This window comes from Micromonospora sp. SL4-19 (assembly GCF_047921475.1).
In the GTDB taxonomy this organism is placed as follows: Bacteria; Actinomycetota; Actinomycetes; order Mycobacteriales; family Micromonosporaceae; genus Micromonospora.
Genome location: NZ_JBLROB010000018.1, coordinates 22,986 through 40,886, shown reverse-complemented (window position 1 = coordinate 40,886; position 17,901 = coordinate 22,986). Strand labels below are relative to the sequence as shown.

The following is a 17,901-nucleotide window of genomic DNA, read 5'->3' as shown; positions in this document are numbered from 1 at the left end:
CAGGGAAACCCTCATGACCACCTTCAGCGCCGGAACGCTGGTCTCCGCCCGGGGCCGCGACTGGGTCGTGCTGCCCGAGAGCGCCCCCGACATGCTGGTCCTGCGACCGCTGGGCGGCGCCGACGACGACATCGCCGCCGTCTTCCCCGATTTCGAGCCGGTGAAGAGCGCCGAGTTCGCCCCGCCCACGCCGTCCGACCTCGGCGACGCGTACGCGGCGAGCCTGCTCCGTTCCGCGCTGCGGATCGGATTCCGCTCCGGTGCCGGCCCGTTCCGCTCGCTCGCCGGGATCGCCGTCGAGCCCCGCGCCTACCAGCTCGTGCCGCTGCTGATGGCGCTGCGGCAGCGAACCGTCCGCATGTTGATCTCCGACGACGTCGGCATCGGCAAGACCGTCGAGGCCGGCCTGATCGCCAGCGAGCTGCTGGCCCAGGGGAGTGCGAGCAAGCTCGCCGTGCTCTGCTCGCCGGCCCTGGCCGAGCAGTGGCAGGCGGAGCTGCGCACCAAGTTCGGCATCGACGCCGAGCTGGTGCTGGCCTCCACCGTCTCGAAGCTGGAGCGCGGGCTGGACTTGGGCCAGTCGCTTTTCGACAAGCACCCGCACGTCATCGTGTCCATGGACTTCATCAAGTCCACCCGGCACCGCGACGACTTCGTCCGCCACTGCCCGGACCTGGTCATCGTCGACGAGGCGCACACCTGTGTGGCCGCCGACGACAACACCTCCGCCCAGAACCAGCTCCGCTTCGAGCTGCTGCAACGGGTCGCCGCCGACCCCGAGCGGCACCTGCTGCTGGTGACGGCCACCCCGCACAGCGGCAAGGAGAGCGCATTCCGTAACCTGCTCGGCCTGGTCAGGCCGGAACTCGCCACCGTCGACCTCGGCTCGGAGCCCGGCCGGCGGATGCTCGCCCAGCACTTCGTGCACCGCAAGCGCGCCGACGTGCGCCAGTACCTCACCAAGAGCGACGGCGTGGACGACGACAGCCTCGCCGAGGAGACGGCGTTCCCGTCCGACCGGCACTTCAAGGACGAGACCTACAAGCTCTCCCCGGCCTACCGGGCGCTGCTCGACGACGCCATCGCATACGCCAGCGAGCGGGTGACCGCCGCCGACAGCCAGGGCCGACGGGAGGCCCGCATCGCCTGGTGGTCCGCGATCGCGCTGCTGCGCTCGCTGGTCTCCTCGCCGCGCGCCGCCGCGCAGACCCTTCGGACCCGGTCGGCGACTGCGACGGCCGTGACCGCCGAGGAGGCCGACCGGCTCGGCGCCCCGCTGAGCAGCGACTTCTCCGACGCGGACGCACTCGAAGGGCTGGATGTCGCCCCCGGCGCAGAGACCGGCGGTGTGGAGGTCGACGCGGGCGCGCGGCTCGCCGAACTGGCCGACCGTGCCGCCGAGCTGGAAGGACCGGCCGAGGACAAGAAGCTGGCGGCGCTGGTCAAGCACCTCAAGGATCTGCTCAAGGAGGGCTACCACCCGATCGTCTTCTGCCGCTACATCCCCACCGCCGAGTACGTCGCCGAACACCTGGAAGGCGCACTCGGCAAGAAGACCGTGGTACGCGCCGTCACCGGCACCCTCTCCCCGCAGCAGCGCCTGCAACGCATCGAGGAACTCGCCGAAGCAGCCGGCGACGCCCCGGATGCCCGCCGTGTCCTGATCGCGACCGACTGCCTCTCCGAGGGCGTCAACCTCCAGCACCACTTCGACGCCGTCGTCCACTACGACCTCGCCTGGAACCCCACCCGCCACGACCAGCGGGAAGGCCGGGTCGACCGGTACGGCCAGAAGCGCGACGTCGTGCGGGTCATCACCCTCTACGGCAGCGACAACGGCATCGACGGCAAGGTCCTCGACGTCCTCATCAAGAAGCACCGGCAGATCCGCAAGGACCTTGGCATCTCCGTCTCCGTCCCCGACGCTGCCTCCCAGGGCGTGACCGACGCGATCGTGGAGTGGCTGCTGCTGCGTGGCCAGGAGCAGGAGCAGGGCAGCCTCTTCGACGTCGAGGAGTACCGCGCGATCGACAAGAAGGCCGCCGCGCTGGCCACCGAGTGGCAATCCGCCGCCGAGAAGGAGAAGACCTCCCGGTCCCGATTCGCCCAGCACGCCATCCGACCGGACGAGGTAGCTCAGGAAGTCGGCGCGATCCGCGACACGCTCGGCCGCGCCGCCGAGATCCGCGACTTCGTACGCCAGTCGCTCCGCGCGCTCGACGGCGTGCTGCGCGACGAGCCGGGCGGATCCGGTGACTTCACCGCCGACGTCAGCGGCACCCCGGCCGGGCTCCGCGACGCCCTCCTCCCCGTGCTCGGCGGAGACGCCGTCGGGTCGGGCCGCCCGGTCCCGTTCCGGGCCACCGCGGCCGTCGCGCGCGGCGAGGCCGCCCTGGTCCGCACCGACCAGGCGGTGGTGGCGCTCGCCGGGTACGTCCTGAACGCCGCCTTGGACGACCAGGTCAGCGGCCCGCGCCCGGCCCGCCGCTGCGGCGTCATCCGCACCCGGGCCGTCACCGGCCGCACCACGCTGCTGCTGGTCCGCTACCGCTTCCACCTCACCTTGCCGTCCCGGACCGGGGTACGGCAGCTCGTGGCCGAGGACGCCCGGCTGCTCGCCTTCGCCGGCGCGCCCGCGAACGCCACATGGCTGCCCACCGGGGACGCGCTGCTGCTGCTCGACGCGGCCGCCGACGAGAACACCGACCCCGGCTTCGGCGAGCGCACGATGGATCGGATCCTCGACGGCCTGCCCGACGTCACCGACCACCTCGAGGCGTACGGCGAGGAGCTGGCCGCCGACCTGCTCGCCTCGCATCGCCGGGTGCGCAGTGCCGCCGGCGAGATCGTCCGTGGCCTCACCGTCACCGTGCAGAAGCCCGCCGACGTCCTCGGCGCGTACGTCTACCTGCCCGCTTCCACCCCCGTCGCCGCCGGAGGCAACGCCTGATGTCCGCCACCGCCCGCAACCAGGTCTTCTCCGCCGTTCACACGATCGGTGGGCTGATCCCCGCCGACATGCTGGTCGGGATCGCCGAGGGCAAGGACGTCAGCGGATCCAAGCCCGCCGACTACCGGGTGATCGGCTCCCGGTCGGTCCGCGACGAGGCCGAGCGGCACTGGGACTACCTCAAGTCGGTCTGGAAGGAACTGCGCGACCAGCTGCCCGTCGCCCCGGAGGCCGAGACTCCCGCTGACCCGACGGGCATGGCGGTCACCCAGTGGCTGGAGCCCCTCTTCGCGGAGCTGGGTTTCGGCCGGCTTAACGCGATCGGTGCCGCCGGCATTACGTCGGACGACGGTGCCAAGTCGTTCGCGATTAGCCACCGCTGGAACCACGTGCCGATCCACCTGGCGCCGTGGAACGCGGCGCTGGACAAGCGGCCGGCCGGCGCGGGCAGCGTGCCGCCACAGTCGCTGGTGCAGGAACTGTTGAATCGGTCCGAGGCCCACCTGTGGGGTGTTCTCACCAATGGCCGGCAGCTGCGACTGCTGCGCGACTCCAGCGCACTCGCCACCGCCGCGTACGTCGAGTTCGACCTGGAGGCGATCTTCGACGGCGAGCTGTTCAGTGAGTTCGTGCTGCTGTATCGGCTGCTGCACGTCTCCCGCTTCGAGGTCGCCGAGGGCGCCGCGGCGTCAACGTGCTGGCTGGAGAAGTGGCGCACCGAGGCGATCTCTACAGGCGTACGGGCCCTGGAGTACCACCGGGACGCCGTCAAGAACGCCATCACCGTCCTCGGCACCGGCTTCCTCAAGCACCCTGCCAACGGTGACCTGCGGCGAAATCTGGACGTGAACGCTTTCCACGCCGCCCTGTTGCGCCTCGTCTACCGGCTGATCTTTCTCTTCGTGGCAGAGGACCGCGACGCTCTTCACGCCCCGGAGACATCTGACGCAACCCGCGAGCGGTACGTGAAGTACTTCTCGTCCGTGCGGCTACGCCGCCATGCTCTACGGCGCCGAGGCACCACGCACGGGGACCTCTACCAGGCGCTGCGGATAGTCCTCGACGCGCTGGGCAGTGAGGACGGGCGACCAGAGCTGGGTCTACCGGGCCTCGGCGGCCTTTTCGACGACAGTGCCGCCGATACTCCTCTGCGTGGCGGTGTGCTGGCCAACGCCGACCTCCTCGAAGCCGTGCGGCACCTCTGCCGGGTCTGGGACGTTCAGTCCAGTCGTTGGCGCCCTGTCGACTACCGCAACATGGGCGCGGAGGAACTCGGCTCGATCTACGAATCGCTGCTGGAGTCTGTGCCCAAGCATCGGGCCACTGACAGTTCCTTCGAGCTGGTCGACCGCGCCGGCAACGATCGCAAGAAGACGGGTTCCTACTACACGCCGGCTGCCCTGATCGAGACGCTTCTCGATTCCACACTCGATCCGGTCCTAGACGACGCGCAGAAGCGTGGTGAACTTAAGGCGTCTGCTGCCAGCCAGCCGGACGGCACTCAGACCATCGTGGACGAGATGCTGTCCGTGACAGTCTGCGACCCGGCATGTGGGTCGGGCCATTTCCTGGTCGCAGCCGCTCGCCGAATCGCCAAGCGAATCGCCGCCGTTCGAGAGCGCAACCCGGAACCGACGGCGGACGCCGTCCGTCATGCGCTGCATGAGGTGGTTGGCCGCTGCGTGTATGGCGTCGATCTCAACCCCATGGCCGTAGAGTTGGCGAAGGTGTCGCTGTGGCTTGAGGCGCTTGAGCCGGGCCGGCCGCTCGGCTTCCTTGACGCGCAGATCAAGCATGGAAATGGTCTTGTCGGAGCGGCACCGGCACTGATCCGGGACGGCATCCCGACCAAGGCGTTCAAGCCCGTGGAGGGCGATGACCCGGCGTTCGCCCGCGCTCTGGAGAAGCGCAACGAGCAGGAGCGGGCGGAACACCCTGCGCTGTTCGAACTCGCTGCCGGCGTAGAACTGACCAACACCGTGTTCGCAGCCAGCCTGAGTCGCATCACTGAGGCACCAGTAGGCACTCTCCGGGATGTTCACCAGCAGGAGGCCGCCTACCGGGACTGGGCAGCCGCCTCGGACTACGTCCAGGCCAAGTTGGTGGCGGATGCTTGGTGCGCGGCGTTCATGTGGCGCAAGGCCAAGGACGCACCCCCAGCAATCACTCACGAGATCTTCCGCAACCTCCGCGACCAAGCCGGTGGGAAGTTGCCGTTAGAGACGCACCATGAGGTGGTGCGGCTGCGCGAGCAGTATCGGTTCTTTCACTGGCACCTGGAGTTCCCTCGGATCTTCGTCGTACCGAGGGACGAAGCCGCAGCCGATGCCGATCCGCTTACCGGCTGGGCCGGTGGCTTCTCCTGTGTCCTCGGTAATCCACCTTGGGACAAGGTCGACTTCGAGGATAAGAAGTACTTCAGCGTGGTGGATCCCGCCATCGCCGCGATATCCGGGACGGCTCGGCGGGATCGGATCAGCGCGTGGGTCAAAGAGTATCCGGAGGCAGGTGAGCGCTATCGGGCGGAGCGCCGTAAAGTGAAGGGCACCTTCCACTTCGCCAGCAAATCGAGAGTATTCCCTCTGTGTGAAAAGGGCTTGAGTGCAAAGGGGGTTAACTCGCTGTTCGTGGACCACCTCTTTGCTGAACGGTTCTTGTCTATCGTGGCGCATCAGGGGCGTGTAGGGTGCATTATCCCGACGTCCATCGCGACCGGTGCTGGAGCTCAGCACCTGTTTGGCAGTCTCACTCAGCGGGGCGCCATCGCCTCCCTATACGACTTTGAGAACCGCAAGCCACTGTTCGTCGGTGTGCATTCCAGTTACAAGTTCTGTCTGCTTTCAGTCGTAGGTCGAGGTCTGCGTGAAGCCGAGGCAAGTTTTGCGTTCTTCCTTGAAGATGCCGTCGACATCGATGATGCCGAGAACGTGTTCGTCCTGACTCCCGAAGAGATCGCGCTCATTAGTCCAAACACGGGTAATTTGCCAATCTTCCGGAGTCGCCGTGATGCCGACCTCACGAGTGCGGTCTACCGGCGCATCCCGGTTCTCTTAGACGAGACCATTAATGGCGGAAACCCGTGGGGGCTTAGCTTCAAGAACCTCTTTAATAGCACTGACGACTCGGACCTTTTCCGAGTCAGTGACAACTTGGAGTCGGAGGGTTGGAAGCGGGAAGGTAATGCCTTCGTGCGGGGGGATGAGCGGATGCTCGCTGTTTACGAAGGTAAGATGTCGCACCTTTTCGACCATCGATGGAATCGATATTACGGTCTAGGAGACAATGACTACGAGGCTGTGCCACCGAGCATCAAAGCCGATGCCCGCGGCGTAACAGATCCTCGACGCTGGATTAAAGAAGGTGGCTTCGTCCAGACGAATCGGAAGAACAAGCAGGTTAAAGTTCCAGGCGTGTCCCTCAGGCTGCAAGAAGAAGGGTGGCGTCACGACTGGTTGTGTGGTTGGCGAGACATTGCCCGCACGACCGACGAGCGCACGGCTATACCAGCCTTCGTCCCCCTCTCGGCAACCGTCGAGACGTTTCCTCTAATGCTGCCATCGACAGCTCCAAGGCTTACGAGCGCTCTTGTTGCCGTACAGTCCTCACTGGTTTTCGACTATGTAGCTCGACAGAAGGCTAGCGGGGCGCACATGGGACGCCGGATCTGGAAGCAGCTTCCTGTACCTACACCCGCGATGCTGGAGCCGCACATCGCCTTCATTGTGCCCCGCGTCTCGGAACTCATCTATACGACCTATGACATGGCCCCGCTCGCACGGGACCTCGGCGACGCAAACCCCCCCTTCTGCTGGGACGAGGGCCGGCGTGCCCGAATCCGGGCCGAATTGGACGCCTACTTCTTCTATCTGTATGGGCGCTCGCGGGATGACGTGGACTACATCATGGAGACTTTCCAGACCGACAACGGCGGCCTGAAGCACAACGACATCGCAAAGTTCGGCACGTACCGCACCAAGGAGCTGATCCTTGCCGAGTTTGACCGTATGGCCGTCGCGGGCGTGAGCCTGACTAATCCATTGGTGGACGGCGAGAACTACACGTCGACGCTCACACCGCCGCCGGGGTGCGGTCCTCGACACGCAGCGACCTCGGCCGCAACGACAGCGGGATAACCACTTCGCGGTCCGCCCCAGGGTAACCTCCTGGGGCGGTTTTGCGCTTATAGATCTCGGCCTGAGGTGTCAGCGACGAAGACGCCGACGCCTTGTCGCCCCTCCAGGACGCCTGCCTCGATGATGAGGTCGATCGCCTTCCCGACGATGACCCCCGAGCGTACTGCTCGGCCAGTTCCTTGGTCGCGGGCAGTTTGTCGCCGAGCTTCAAGATGCCAGCATCAACCTTGGCCTGGGCCTCCCCCCGGATCCTCCGCCACAGCGGCTCGAAGGTGCGATCCGGGGTTCATTACAGCCATCGGTCGATCCTGCAGCCGATGTGCCTACTCTTCCGCGTCCTGGAGATCCGGCCTGTGCTCTCTGATCCACCGCTCCACGTCCTCGGCTCGCCAGATTCGCCCGACTGACAGAACGGCCACCGGGTCAGGGAAGGATTTCGAGTTGGTGATCTGGTAGGCCCGCGTACGGGAGACGCCGAGCATCTCCTGTACCTCCTGGCTTGCCACGAGCCGAAGCTTCCCCATGCGTCGACGCTAGGAGCATGCGAACTGAACACCTGTACTCTGCGCAGATGCTCTGCTCATACGCTTAGAGCCGTATAGGCTGTGCACCTGTTCACTCAAGAGGCGGAAGCCACCACGGGATGGGAGGGACATGGGCAGGCGGTGGAAGGGGTTCTTGCGGCCGGGGCACGTCGCAGTTGACCTGGCCGGGCAGGGGGTACCGGATGGCAACGTGCAGGGGCGCGACCATCGGCCGGGCGGACCTGACGGCGTACCCGATGGGCGGCTGACGTCGCGGTGCGACGGCGCGGTCGTCTACGAGCGGCCCGAGCGGGGGCGGGCGGCTCCGACGTGGAACTGGCGCGCGGACCGCTACGACCCGCGGGCGTCCGGCGAGTGGACCGCCGGGCAGCGTCGGGGGAGTGGCCCGGCCGAGGGGCGGGGATCGGATGGTTGAGGACATGGGGTCGACGGTGCCTCGGCGGCAGCTCGGGCGGGCGCTGCGGGAGTTGCGGACCCAGGCGCGGATGACGTTGGACGGCGCGGCGGACGCGTTGCAGTGCAGCCGCCAGAAGATGTGGCGGATCGAGACGGGTCTCGGCGCGGTGCGCGGCCTCGACGTGCGGGCCATGTGCGAGCTGTACGGCGCGACCCCCGAGCTGACCACCGCGCTGACCGGCCTGGCCCGCGAAACGAAGGCGAAGGGCTGGTGGCATGCGTACGGCGACACCATCCCCGACTGGTTCGAGCTGTACGTCGGCCTGGAGTCCGCCGCCGGCCGGCTACGGGAGCACGACGACACCCTGATTCCCGGACTGCTGCAAACCCCTGGCTATGCGTCCGGCGTCTACCGGCACCGGTCACGCATGGCCGACGACGAGTGGGAGCGCCTGGTCGAGGTGCGGCTGCGACGGCAGGCGCTCCTCCGGCGACGGCTGCCTCCTCCGCCCCGTCTCGACGTCATGCTCTCCGAGGCGGCGCTGCTGCGCGTCGTCGGTGGCCCAGCGGCGATGGCCGAACAGCTCCGGCACCTGGCGGAGATCGGCCGGCTGCCCCACGTCTCTATCCGGGTCGTGCCGCTGGCCGCCGGCCTGCACTTCGGCGCGGTCGCCGGATCCTTCGTGATGCTCGACTTTCCGCTCGGCAGTCGCGTCGAACCCGAGCCGTCGGTCGTCTACAGCGAGTCGTTGACCGGCGCGCTCTACCTCGACCGGAAGGAAGAGTTGGCCGCCTACGAGCGGATCTGGGCGAGCCTCGACTCGCTGGCCCTAGATGAGGGGCAGTCCCGACAGCTGATCATCAAGATTTCTGAGGAGGTCCACCATGGCTGATCTGACCGGCGCTCACTGGCGCAAGAGCACCCGCAGCGGCGACAACGGCGGCAACTGCGTCGAGGTCGCCGACAACCTGCCCGGCGTCGTCGCCGTACGCGACAGCAAGGACCGCAGCGGGCCGGCCCTCGTGTTCACCCCCGATTCCTGGGCCGGCTTTATCGGTGCGCTGCGGCAGGTGCGGTAGGGCTGCGATCCAAGACGGGAGCCGGCGCGGTTCCCTGCGGGCCGACCCCCGCTGCATCGGCTGGCCGCAATCTGTCGGAAGGCCGACGAAAGATCGGTTCGATTGAGGGGCTTTCGGGCCGGCGGAGGTTGCTTCGCCCGTCGTTGATCTGGTTGTCTTGCCGGCTTAGGGCAGGTCCAAAGGAGACGGGGAGCCGGGTATGGTCGCGGCAAGCGAGACGACGCTGCAGGGGTTGCTGGAGGGTGCCAAGCAGTACCAGGTGCCGCTCTATCAGCGCACGTACTCGTGGACCACGTTGCAGTTGCAGCGGCTCTGGGACGACATCCTCAAGCTGGCTGACGACCGGATCCATGACCCGAGCGCCACGCACTTCATCGGCTCCGTCGTGCTCGCCCCGAGCCCCACAATCGGTCCGGTGGGTGTGGCCGAGTATCTGGTGGTGGACGGCCAGCAGCGACTCACCACCCTGACCATCCTGCTTTGCGCCATCCGCGACTACCGCGCCGAGCACGAGGGCCCTGTTCACCACGAGCGGATCCACACGCAGTACCTGATCAACCCGTTTAAGGCGGAGCCGCAGCGGTTGAAGCTGATCCCCACCCAGGCCGACCGGGACGCCTACCTAGCCTGCCTGGACTCGACGCCGCAGGCCGGGGGCGCCGACCCGGTCGGTGCCGCCTATCGCTTCTTCGTGGGGGAGTTGGCCGCCGCCGACGACCCGGACGACCCGCTCGACATCGAACGCATCGAGAGCGCGGTCATCTCCGGCTTGGCCCTGGTGTCGGTCACCGCCCAGCCCGGCGACAACGTGTACCGGATCTTCGAGTCGCTCAACAACACCGGCCTCAGGCTCACCCAGGCCGACCTGCTGCGCAACTACCTGTTCATGCGGCTGCCCACCCGCGGCGCGACCGTCTATCAGGCCCTGTGGCTGCCGCTGCAGAAGCAGTTGTCGGACGAGTTGGTGCTGCTCTTCTGGCTCGACCTTGTCCACCGCGACCCGCGGGTCAAGCAGACCGACGTCTACTCGGCCCAGCAGGCCCGGCTCAATCGGCTGCGGTCGGAGGAGGAGATCGAGGCGGAGGTGCAGCGGTTCAGCCGCCTCGGCGCCCTGCTCCGGGTCATCCTCCACCCCGGCGACGAGCAGGACCCGGGCGTACGGCGGCGACTGGAGCGGCTGAGCGCCTGGGGCACGACCACCGTCTACCCCCTGCTGCTGCATCTGCTCGACCGCCGTCAGCAGGGCACCGCGACCTCGGAGCAGATCGCCTCGGCGATGCTGTACGTGGAGAGCTTCTTCGTCAGGCGGCTGTTGATCGGCCGGGCCACCGCCAACATCAACCGGATCCTGCTCGCCATCGTCACCGAGATGGACAAGGACCTGCCGGTGGACGAGGCAGTGCGGGCGTACCTGTCGACCGGCCGCAAGTACTACGCCAGCGACGCCAACGTGCGGGCCGCGGTTCGGTCGATCCCGTACTACCTCAACGGCCGCGTGTCCCAACGCAAGCTGATCCTGCAGTGGCTGGAGGAGTCGTACGGCAGCAAGGAGCCGGTGGCGCTGGACAAGGCGACCATCGAGCACGTGCTGCCGCAAACCCCCACCGCCGATTGGCGGCAGGTGCTCGCCGCCGACCTCGGGCCGGACGAGAACTTCGACGAGGTGCACGAGGCCCTGCTTCACACCCTGGGCAACCTGACTCTCACCGGATACAACTCCGAGCTGAGCAACAGCTCCTTCGCGGTCAAGCGCATCCAACTGGACAAGAGTGGGATCCGGCTCAACCAGGAGATCGCTGCGCACGAACGGTGGGGGCGCCCTGAGATCCACGCCCGGGCCGACGCCCTCGCCGATCGCATCGTCTCACTCTGGCCGGGCCCGACCGAGCAGGCGCGGGACCAGTCGAACGCGCTGTGGGACCTCATGAACAAGGCCCTCGCCGAACTGCCGGCCGGCTCCTGGACCACGTACGGCGACCTCGCCGCGCTCATCGGCACCGCGCCGCTACCGGTCGGTACCCGGCTCGCCAACCACCCGGCTCCGAACGCCCACCGAGTGCTGCAGGCCGACGGCATCGTCGCGCCCAACTTCCGGTGGCTCGACTCGCACCGCAAGGACGACCCGCAGGACATCCTGCGCGCCGAGGGAGTGAAGTTCGACCAGCTGGGCCGGGCCGACCGGTCACAGCGCATCGGCACCGAGGAGCTGGCCCAGCTCGCCGGCCTAACGCCGGAGGACCTGCCCGAGCGGCTGCCTCGACCGCGTTCCGACGACGACCGTACCTACAGCGAGCGGTTCATCGAACAGGTGACCGCTCTGCAGGGCCCGGCCGTCGCCACCGCCACGCTCGTCGTACTGGAGGCCTGGACCTCGATCGGAGGCACCCTGCTCTACGGCACCGGCGGAGAGACCTCCTGCTTCCTCATGGCTCGCGGCAAGGAGCACGAACTGGGCAACATCTGGCCGGCGGCGATTTATCCGAGCGGCAAGTTCGAGGTCGTGTTCCAGCACCTGAGCGTGCGCCCGCCCTTCGACGACGTCACGCTGCGGGAGGAACTGCGCCAGCGGTTGAACCAGCTACCGGGCGTGGACATCGCCGCTGCCAAGATCGCCCTGCGTCCGGGTTTCCCCCTGGCGGTCCTCTCGGATGCCGACGCCCGAGAGGCGCTGCTCGACCATCTCCACTGGTTCTACGACCGGGCGCAGGCGTCCGCCTCGGACAGTCTCGTCACGGTCTAGGCACTCGTCCCGACCTCCGACACCAGAGTCCTGCGGCGCCCGCCCGGCGTCGCAGGACAACCACCGCCAGGACCGCTAGTCTGCCTCCGCCGCCATCACCTTCAGGAGGTCCGCCGTGCCGCAGCTCGCCCTCGCCAACAGCTTCTGGCAGAGCTACGACGTCCTCGAAAAGCCGATCAAGGCCGGGGTCCGCAAGGCGATGGAGAAGTTCCAGCAGCTCACCGTCGCCGAGCTGTACGCCGACAAGGGCCTGCACCTGGAGTCGGTGAACAACGCCCGGGACCCGCGGATGCGCACCATCCGGATCACCGACTTCTGGCGCGGGGTGGTGCTGGCGCCCGACGACGGCAGTGACACGTTCCTCCTGCTCAACGTCGTGTCGCATGACGGCGCGTACACCTGGGCCGCGAAGCGGCTCTATACGGTGAACACAGCGACCCGGGCGTTGGAGGTCCGCAACGTCGTCGCCATCGAGCAGCTCACGCCGGCGTTGGAGAAGGCGGCGGCGCAGGCGCCGACGCTGCTCTTCGCCCGGCACTCGGACACCGTGCTGCGCGACCTCGGCATCGACGACCAGGTGCTGCGGGCCGTCCGGACGATCATCGACAAGCCGCAGCTCGAAGCGTTCGGCACGCTGCTGCCCGAGGATCAGTTCGAGGTGCTGCAGTACCTCGCCGAGGGCTTCTCGCCCGACGAGGTCTACCGGGACGTCGTGGCCGAGCGTCGGCCGGCGGACGCCACGCCGGAGCCGAGTGAGAACCTGGCGGCGGCTATCGCCAACACCAAGAGCCGGATCACCATGGTGACCCGACCCGATGAGCTCGCCGAGATTCTGGACAAGCCGTTCGCGGCCTGGCGGGTCTTCCTCCACCCGTCCCAGCGGCGCGTCGCGTACCGGGTGTCGTACAACGGGCCGGCGCAGGTGACCGGCGGGCCCGGCACGGGCAAGACGGTGGTCGCGCTGCACCGGGTCAAGCACCTGCTGTCCCGCTCCGCCGACAGCCGCGTGCTGCTCACCACGTACACCAATGCCCTTGCCGCGACCCTGCGGGAGAACCTGGCGCTGCTCCTCGGCGACGAGGAGCAGCTGGCGCGGGTGGAGGTGACCACGGTGAACGCCTTCGCGCACCGCACCGTGCGAGCCCTCGCCGGCCGGGTCCCGACCCCGATCGGGGAAGCCGATGAACGGCAGGTCTGGCGGCGGGTGTGCCGAAGGCTGAACCTTCCCTGGACCGAGCAGTTCCTCGCCCAGGAGTTCCGGCACGTGGTCCTCGCCCAGAACGTGCAGAGCCGAGAGGAGTACCGCGCGGCCAGCCGGCGCGGCAGGGGGACGGCATTGGGTCCGCGGCAGCGCGACCGGGTGTGGGACGCCGTCGAGATGTTCCACAAGGAGGTGTCCGCTGTCGGCAACGCCACCCACCTGCAGATCTGCGCCCAGGCAGCGCAGTTGCTCGGCGGCACCGACCTCACCGTCCACGGATACGACCACGTCGTGGTCGATGAGGCGCAGGACCTGCATCCCGCCCAGTGGCGGGTGCTGCGGGCCGCGGTGGCTTCCGGCCCGGACGACCTCTTCATCACCGGCGACCCACATCAGCGGATCTACGACTCCCGGGTTTCGCTGAACGCCCTCGGTATCTCCGTCGCCGGGCGCAGCAGCCGGCTGCGGGTCAACTACCGGAGCACCGAGGAAATCCTCTCCTGGTCCACTGGAGTGCTCGTCGGGTCGCGGGTCGAGGACCTCGGCGGCGACGGCGACGACAGCCTCGTCGGCTATCGGTCGCTGCTGCACGGCAAGCGACCCCATGCTGCGGGGTATCCGACGAGCCAGGCCGAGATCGCGGGGCTCGTGGAGCGGGTGGGGGAGTGGCTGACGCAGGGCGTTCAGGCGAGCGAGATCGCTGTGTGCGCCCGGTTCAACATCACCTTGGGAAACGTGCAGGAGGAGTTGGCCGCCGCCGGGATTCCGGCTGTCCGCGTACGGGACCAGCCCGGGGCGGACGTCGATGGGGTGCGGCTCGCGACCATGCACGCGATGAAGGGGCTGGAGTTCCGGTGCGTGGCGGTGGTCGGGGTTACAGCGCGGGCTGTGCCGTTTGCCAAGGAGGTCACCCCGCCCGATGTGGATCCGATGCAGCACGAGAGCGACCTGCTCCGGGAGCGGTGCCTGCTCTTCGTGGCTAGCACTCGGGCTCGGGAGGCGCTGCACGTGTCATGGAGCGGTCCGGCCAGCCCGTTCCTATCGTCTATTCTCGATCGCCAGTAGGAAAGGATGCTTCGCTGTGGCTTCTGCTAACTACGCAGCTTGCAAGTTCAGCGTCACCCTGAGGACGGACGACTTGGCCGTCCTGCACATGCTCCGCGGGCTGACACAGCATTGCTATTCGGGGCCGCACCCGCAGATTGCGTGGGGAGGCACGACCGCCAAGTCTTGGCGCCTCAGCGGCGGAATGGCCACCTTCCGCTTCGGCACTCCGGCTGACCGAAGCCGATTCCTCAGTGAAGCTGGCCGTCTTCTGCCTGCTGGGATCTGGAAATTGGTGGGGACAAACGACAACGATCCCGCCTCCCCTCAGCGGAAATGACAATGCACCTTCTATGAAGGTGGCGGGCCATCGGCCGCGAGCTGCGACGTAAGCCCTGGATGTTGAGGCGGGACGGGAGTTCGAGGCCTATGAAGCACCGAGGCTGATGGCGTGCGTCCAGAGCACAACGTCGAGCACCCGCAGGGGATGGGTCTTGAACCTCGACTCGGATGCCGCCCTGGCTTGTCGCGCTGGTCTTCGCATCATCGAGCAGCCTGAGGATCATGCTGTCGCGCATAAGCCCGCAGTGGATCAGCCAGTCAGTCGCAAGCTGCTTGTCTCACCAGAGCCCTGCCAGGCGCGCAGTCAGATGGATCGGCCGACGGTTGCCGCGCTTTCGGAAGTGGTAACGCCATATGCCTGACGAGCTGCGTGTATGAAATCCAGTCGAACCTTCCACACTTCCTCGCGTGCCGCCTCGCCTCCGGCGGGCCATCGCTTATTGCGATAGCGCTTGTCAATGAGGTCTGCGAGTTCGCCTACGGCGCCAACTAGCTGCTGAGCATGTTGCGCCAACGAGTCGGGACCAGCGACCTGCACCGTCGCGTTGGAAGCAACGAGCTGGTTCCATTCGGCCGTGTACTGCCGATGCACGTCAACGAGCCGATCATCACCGGCAGGCAGATCAAGAAGGTCATTGAGTTCTCGAGCTTGATTAAGGAAGCTGTCTACGCGCGTCAGAAACCCAATGCAGGCGGCACTCCGAGCATCAGCGAGTTGGTTGCTACGAGTCAGCTCGGCCGCGGCGCGCTGGTTGCTGCGAGTCCTTTCGGCTTCGGCGCGTTGGGCCCGGTTGTTCAGGTACGCGACGCCCAGGGTAACGCCGCCACCCACGAGGGCACCTGCCAGGCCGATCGCTCCCACAGCGAGATCAGCGGTCATGGGGAGCAGTAAACCATAGACGTTTAGGCATCTCTGGTCCCGCTCCGCTATGGCCAGTAGTCCTCGCTGGCCTGCGGCTCGTCGAGATTTCGCTGGCCTTTCTTGATTCGCGGGAGTGGAGATTCGCTTGGCGGCCTACACCCTCAGGCGTTGTCGGTGCGCCGCTTGACGCGCTCGAGGAAGGCCGTCCAGGAAGCGCGCTCGAACATCAGGGCCGGGCCGTCGACATCCTTGCTGTCTCGCACCGCGACCATGCAGCGGAGGTTGGTCGCGACCTCGACGCAGTCGCCGCCGTTGTCGCCGCTGCGGGTGCTCTTGCGCCAGATGGCGCCGGTCAGGTCAGTCATGCCGCATCTCCCCGGCGAGCCGCTTGATCATGTCCCTCGATTCTGCCTCACCTAACGCGAGAGCCTCTACACCGTTCCAGGTGTTCTGGTAGGCCGCGAGTTCGTCGGGCTTGTCGAGGTAGAGCGCCCCGGTCAGCGATTCGCTGTAGACGACGGACGGCTCGGGCGCCGCGCGGCCCCCCTTGGTAGCGGGGAAGTCGAGGATGACGAAGGACCCTGCGACCGCTCCGGGATGCGGCCCTGCCGCAAGCGGCACCACGCGCACCGATACGTTCGGCAGCTCAGAGGCTTCAAGCAGGTGATGGAACTGGCCAGCCATGACTGCTGATCCGCCGGCCGGCCGACGGAGCACAGCTTCGGAGAGCACCGCCTCAAGCCGTGGCGGTTTCGGCAGGCGACGGGTCAGTAGGCCCTGACGCTGCATGCGCACCTCAATGGCGCGTTCCCGTTCCTCGGTGCTGAGCCGGCTGCCTGGGTGGTACAACCCGAGCGCGTACTGCCGCGTCTGAAGTAGCCCCGGGATCAGGGATTCGTCGTAGCGGCGCAGGTGGGACGCGGCGGATTCCAGGCCGACGTACAGTTCGAACCAGCTCGGCACCGCGTCCCCGTACGCGTGCCACCAGCCCTTCGACTTCGTCTCCGCGGCCAGCCCCTTCATCGCCTCGGTCATCTCCGCCGAGACCCCGTACAGCTCGCACATCGCCTTGACGTCGAGCACCCGCACCGCGCCCAGGCCGCACTCGATGCGCCAGATCTTTTGCCGGCTGTATTCGAGTGCCTCGGCGGCGGCGTCGAGCGTGACGCCGGCTTCGGTGCGGTATTGGCGCAGCAGTCGGCCGAGCTGACGGCGCGGCACGGTCGATCCGATGTCCTCGGCCATCCGGGCACTCCCTGATTCCATCCTGCAACGCTGAGTGACCTCGCTCTGCAACACGTACAGGTTTCAGTAAAGAAAGTCAATACATCTGGCGGGAAATCTGCTGTGGAACGTTGCATTACCACCTCGCAGTGTCACAAGCTGACCACAAGTGCCGTGCTGTCGTACCGCTGAATGGAGCTGCGGTGGCAGGGCGGGGTGGGACGCCCGTGCGCGGAGGGCGGGTGATCTCACCCATCCAACCCACGACGAGAGGCAGGCCCGCGAATGAGCGTCCGCAACCAGCGACCGGCCCGGGGGAGCGGAGCGACCTACCGCTCCACCGCGTACACCAGTCTGCTGCCATGGCAGGTGCGCGAGCGCCGCTTCAAGCCGGTCGGGCTCGGACGCCGCGGCCTGAACCCCGACGACGTGTACGCCTTCCTCGACCGGGTCGCCGGCGACATGGCAGCCGTCTACGCCGCGCTTACCGAGAGCCGCCTGGAGACCGTGCGAATCAAGGCCGCACTGCGCCGCTGGCAGTCCGACCAGGCCCGTCTCCGCGACGCCCGGGGACGCGAGCGTTGACCCAGCGGTACGTCATTCATCTGCCGGTCGTCGCCGCCGACCTGCCCGCCGCGCAGCGCCTGGCCCGGGTGGTCGGCCGCTGGCTGCTCGTCCTGCCGCAGGCCGACCCGGGGGAGACCACCGTCTCCGCCGAGGATGACCAGAACGTACGGTATCGGGTGTTCTGCGACCTGCTGATGCCCGGCGGTCGACGTTGCCTGCTCCGCGCCGACCACGACGGCCCATGCTCCCGCCGCCTGCGCCGCTGACCCGGCTGTCGCCGTAGTACGCCTTGGTGATTCGCCCGATGGGGATGAGGCAGCGTCACCCCTCGTCCCGGGAGGCTGTCGGGGTAGCAGTTCGTCGGCAGCCCGGCCGGAGAGGAGAATCGGGTGGAAGAACAGGATTTCATCAACGCGGTGGCCATGCGGGCAAAGGTGTCGACCGATCAGGCGGCGACACTCACGGGCGCGACGTTGGAGATATTGGCAGATCGCATCACCGCTGGTCAGGCCGAGGATCTCGCCTATCAGCTTCCGGACGCGCTGGCCGATCACCTGCGCAGACCGGTTGGACGGGAACGGGCCATGCCGTTCGGGCTCGAAGAGTTCGTGCGGCGGGTGGGGGACCGCCCGAACGTCGACCGTGCGCTCGCCGATGCCGGCGTCCGCGCGGTGCTCACCACGCTTCGTGAGGCTGTCACCCGTGACGAGTTCGAGAACGCGCTGGCCCAGCTTCCGAAGGAGTTCTCGCAGGTGATCGAACCGGTGGGTGCGGGTGGCGGGCGGCGCCCCGGCTCGTAGCACGCACAGTTTGAGGC

General features: G+C 67.4%; 13 protein-coding genes. 9 read left to right on the top strand and 4 right to left on the bottom strand.

Annotation, left to right across the window (positions count from 1 at the left end):
* Positions 1-13: 13 nt before the first annotated feature.
* Positions 14-2,950 (top strand): DEAD/DEAH box helicase, encoded by a 2,937-nt coding sequence (locus ACNAVT_RS20845; RefSeq protein WP_416298668.1) that lies wholly within the window; start codon positions 14-16, stop codon positions 2,948-2,950.
* Complete coding sequence (locus ACNAVT_RS20840; RefSeq protein ID WP_416298666.1) at positions 2,950-7,083, top strand: Eco57I restriction-modification methylase domain-containing protein; 4,134 nt, start codon at positions 2,950-2,952, stop codon at positions 7,081-7,083. Before ACNAVT_RS20845 ends, ACNAVT_RS20840 begins: the two co-directional genes overlap by 1 nt.
* A gap of 323 nt (positions 7,084-7,406) precedes the next feature.
* Here ACNAVT_RS20840 and ACNAVT_RS20835 read toward each other — a convergent pair whose 3' ends face one another.
* Positions 7,407-7,607: a helix-turn-helix transcriptional regulator gene (locus ACNAVT_RS20835; protein WP_416298664.1), complete on the bottom strand. Its 201-nt coding sequence runs from the start codon at positions 7,605-7,607 to the stop codon at positions 7,407-7,409.
* A gap of 428 nt (positions 7,608-8,035) precedes the next feature.
* Here ACNAVT_RS20835 and ACNAVT_RS20830 point away from each other — a divergent pair, with 428 nt between their 5' ends.
* From ACNAVT_RS20830 to ACNAVT_RS20815, 4 genes are all read left to right on the top strand, one after another.
* Entirely contained in the window at positions 8,036-8,917 is an 882-nt protein-coding gene (locus ACNAVT_RS20830; protein WP_416298662.1) for a helix-turn-helix domain-containing protein, read from the top strand.
* On the top strand, positions 8,910-9,104 hold the full coding sequence (locus ACNAVT_RS20825) for a DUF397 domain-containing protein (protein WP_416298661.1): 195 nt from the start codon (positions 8,910-8,912) through the stop codon (positions 9,102-9,104). Before ACNAVT_RS20830 ends, ACNAVT_RS20825 begins: the two co-directional genes overlap by 8 nt.
* Before the next feature lie 199 nt (positions 9,105-9,303).
* Positions 9,304-11,844, top strand: coding sequence for a GmrSD restriction endonuclease domain-containing protein (locus tag ACNAVT_RS20820; RefSeq protein WP_416298659.1), 2,541 nt, complete (start codon positions 9,304-9,306; stop codon positions 11,842-11,844).
* 115 nt (positions 11,845-11,959) lie between these two features.
* Positions 11,960-14,110, top strand: coding sequence for a UvrD-helicase domain-containing protein (locus tag ACNAVT_RS20815; RefSeq protein WP_416298657.1), 2,151 nt, complete (start codon positions 11,960-11,962; stop codon positions 14,108-14,110).
* Between the two features lie 625 nt (positions 14,111-14,735).
* On the opposite strand, the gene ACNAVT_RS20810 is transcribed toward ACNAVT_RS20815, so the two are convergent.
* From ACNAVT_RS20810 to ACNAVT_RS20800, 3 genes are all read right to left on the bottom strand, one after another.
* On the bottom strand, positions 14,736-15,311 hold the full coding sequence (locus ACNAVT_RS20810) for a hypothetical protein (RefSeq protein WP_416298655.1): 576 nt from the start codon (positions 15,309-15,311) through the stop codon (positions 14,736-14,738).
* Positions 15,312-15,454: 143 nt separating this feature from the next.
* Positions 15,455-15,658 (bottom strand): DUF397 domain-containing protein, encoded by a 204-nt coding sequence (locus ACNAVT_RS20805; protein ID WP_416298653.1) that lies wholly within the window; start codon positions 15,656-15,658, stop codon positions 15,455-15,457.
* Positions 15,651-16,538: a helix-turn-helix domain-containing protein gene (locus ACNAVT_RS20800; protein WP_416298651.1), complete on the bottom strand. Its 888-nt coding sequence runs from the start codon at positions 16,536-16,538 to the stop codon at positions 15,651-15,653. The genes ACNAVT_RS20805 and ACNAVT_RS20800 overlap by 8 nt, the downstream gene beginning before the upstream one ends.
* A gap of 264 nt (positions 16,539-16,802) precedes the next feature.
* Between ACNAVT_RS20800 and ACNAVT_RS20795 the strand changes: the two genes are divergently transcribed.
* From ACNAVT_RS20795 to ACNAVT_RS20785, 3 genes are all read left to right on the top strand, one after another.
* The gene (locus ACNAVT_RS20795; RefSeq protein WP_416298649.1) at positions 16,803-17,102 is read left to right on the top strand and encodes a DivIVA domain-containing protein; all 300 of its coding nucleotides are present in this window, start codon (positions 16,803-16,805) and stop codon (positions 17,100-17,102) included.
* Entirely contained in the window at positions 17,099-17,350 is a 252-nt protein-coding gene (locus ACNAVT_RS20790) for a hypothetical protein (protein WP_416298647.1), read from the top strand. Before ACNAVT_RS20795 ends, ACNAVT_RS20790 begins: the two co-directional genes overlap by 4 nt.
* 123 nt (positions 17,351-17,473) lie before the next feature.
* The gene (locus ACNAVT_RS20785; protein ID WP_416298646.1) at positions 17,474-17,884 is read left to right on the top strand and encodes a DUF2267 domain-containing protein; all 411 of its coding nucleotides are present in this window, start codon (positions 17,474-17,476) and stop codon (positions 17,882-17,884) included.
* The last annotated feature ends 17 nt before the right edge of the window (positions 17,885-17,901 follow it).

Coding starts and splice junctions, on each gene's coding strand:
- ACNAVT_RS20845 (WP_416298668.1), top strand. CDS start 14: ATGACCACCTTCAGCGCCGGAACGCTGGTCTCCGCCCGGGGCCGCGAC.
- ACNAVT_RS20840 (WP_416298666.1), top strand. CDS start 2,950: ATGTCCGCCACCGCCCGCAACCAGGTCTTCTCCGCCGTTCACACGATC.
- ACNAVT_RS20835 (WP_416298664.1), bottom strand. CDS start 7,607: ATGGGGAAGCTTCGGCTCGTGGCAAGCCAGGAGGTACAGGAGATGCTC.
- ACNAVT_RS20830 (WP_416298662.1), top strand. CDS start 8,036: ATGGTTGAGGACATGGGGTCGACGGTGCCTCGGCGGCAGCTCGGGCGG.
- ACNAVT_RS20825 (WP_416298661.1), top strand. CDS start 8,910: ATGGCTGATCTGACCGGCGCTCACTGGCGCAAGAGCACCCGCAGCGGC.
- ACNAVT_RS20820 (WP_416298659.1), top strand. CDS start 9,304: ATGGTCGCGGCAAGCGAGACGACGCTGCAGGGGTTGCTGGAGGGTGCC.
- ACNAVT_RS20810 (WP_416298655.1), bottom strand. CDS start 15,311: ATGACCGCTGATCTCGCTGTGGGAGCGATCGGCCTGGCAGGTGCCCTC.
- ACNAVT_RS20805 (WP_416298653.1), bottom strand. CDS start 15,658: ATGACTGACCTGACCGGCGCCATCTGGCGCAAGAGCACCCGCAGCGGC.
- ACNAVT_RS20800 (WP_416298651.1), bottom strand. CDS start 16,538: ATGGCCGAGGACATCGGATCGACCGTGCCGCGCCGTCAGCTCGGCCGA.
- ACNAVT_RS20795 (WP_416298649.1), top strand. CDS start 16,803: ATGAGCGTCCGCAACCAGCGACCGGCCCGGGGGAGCGGAGCGACCTAC.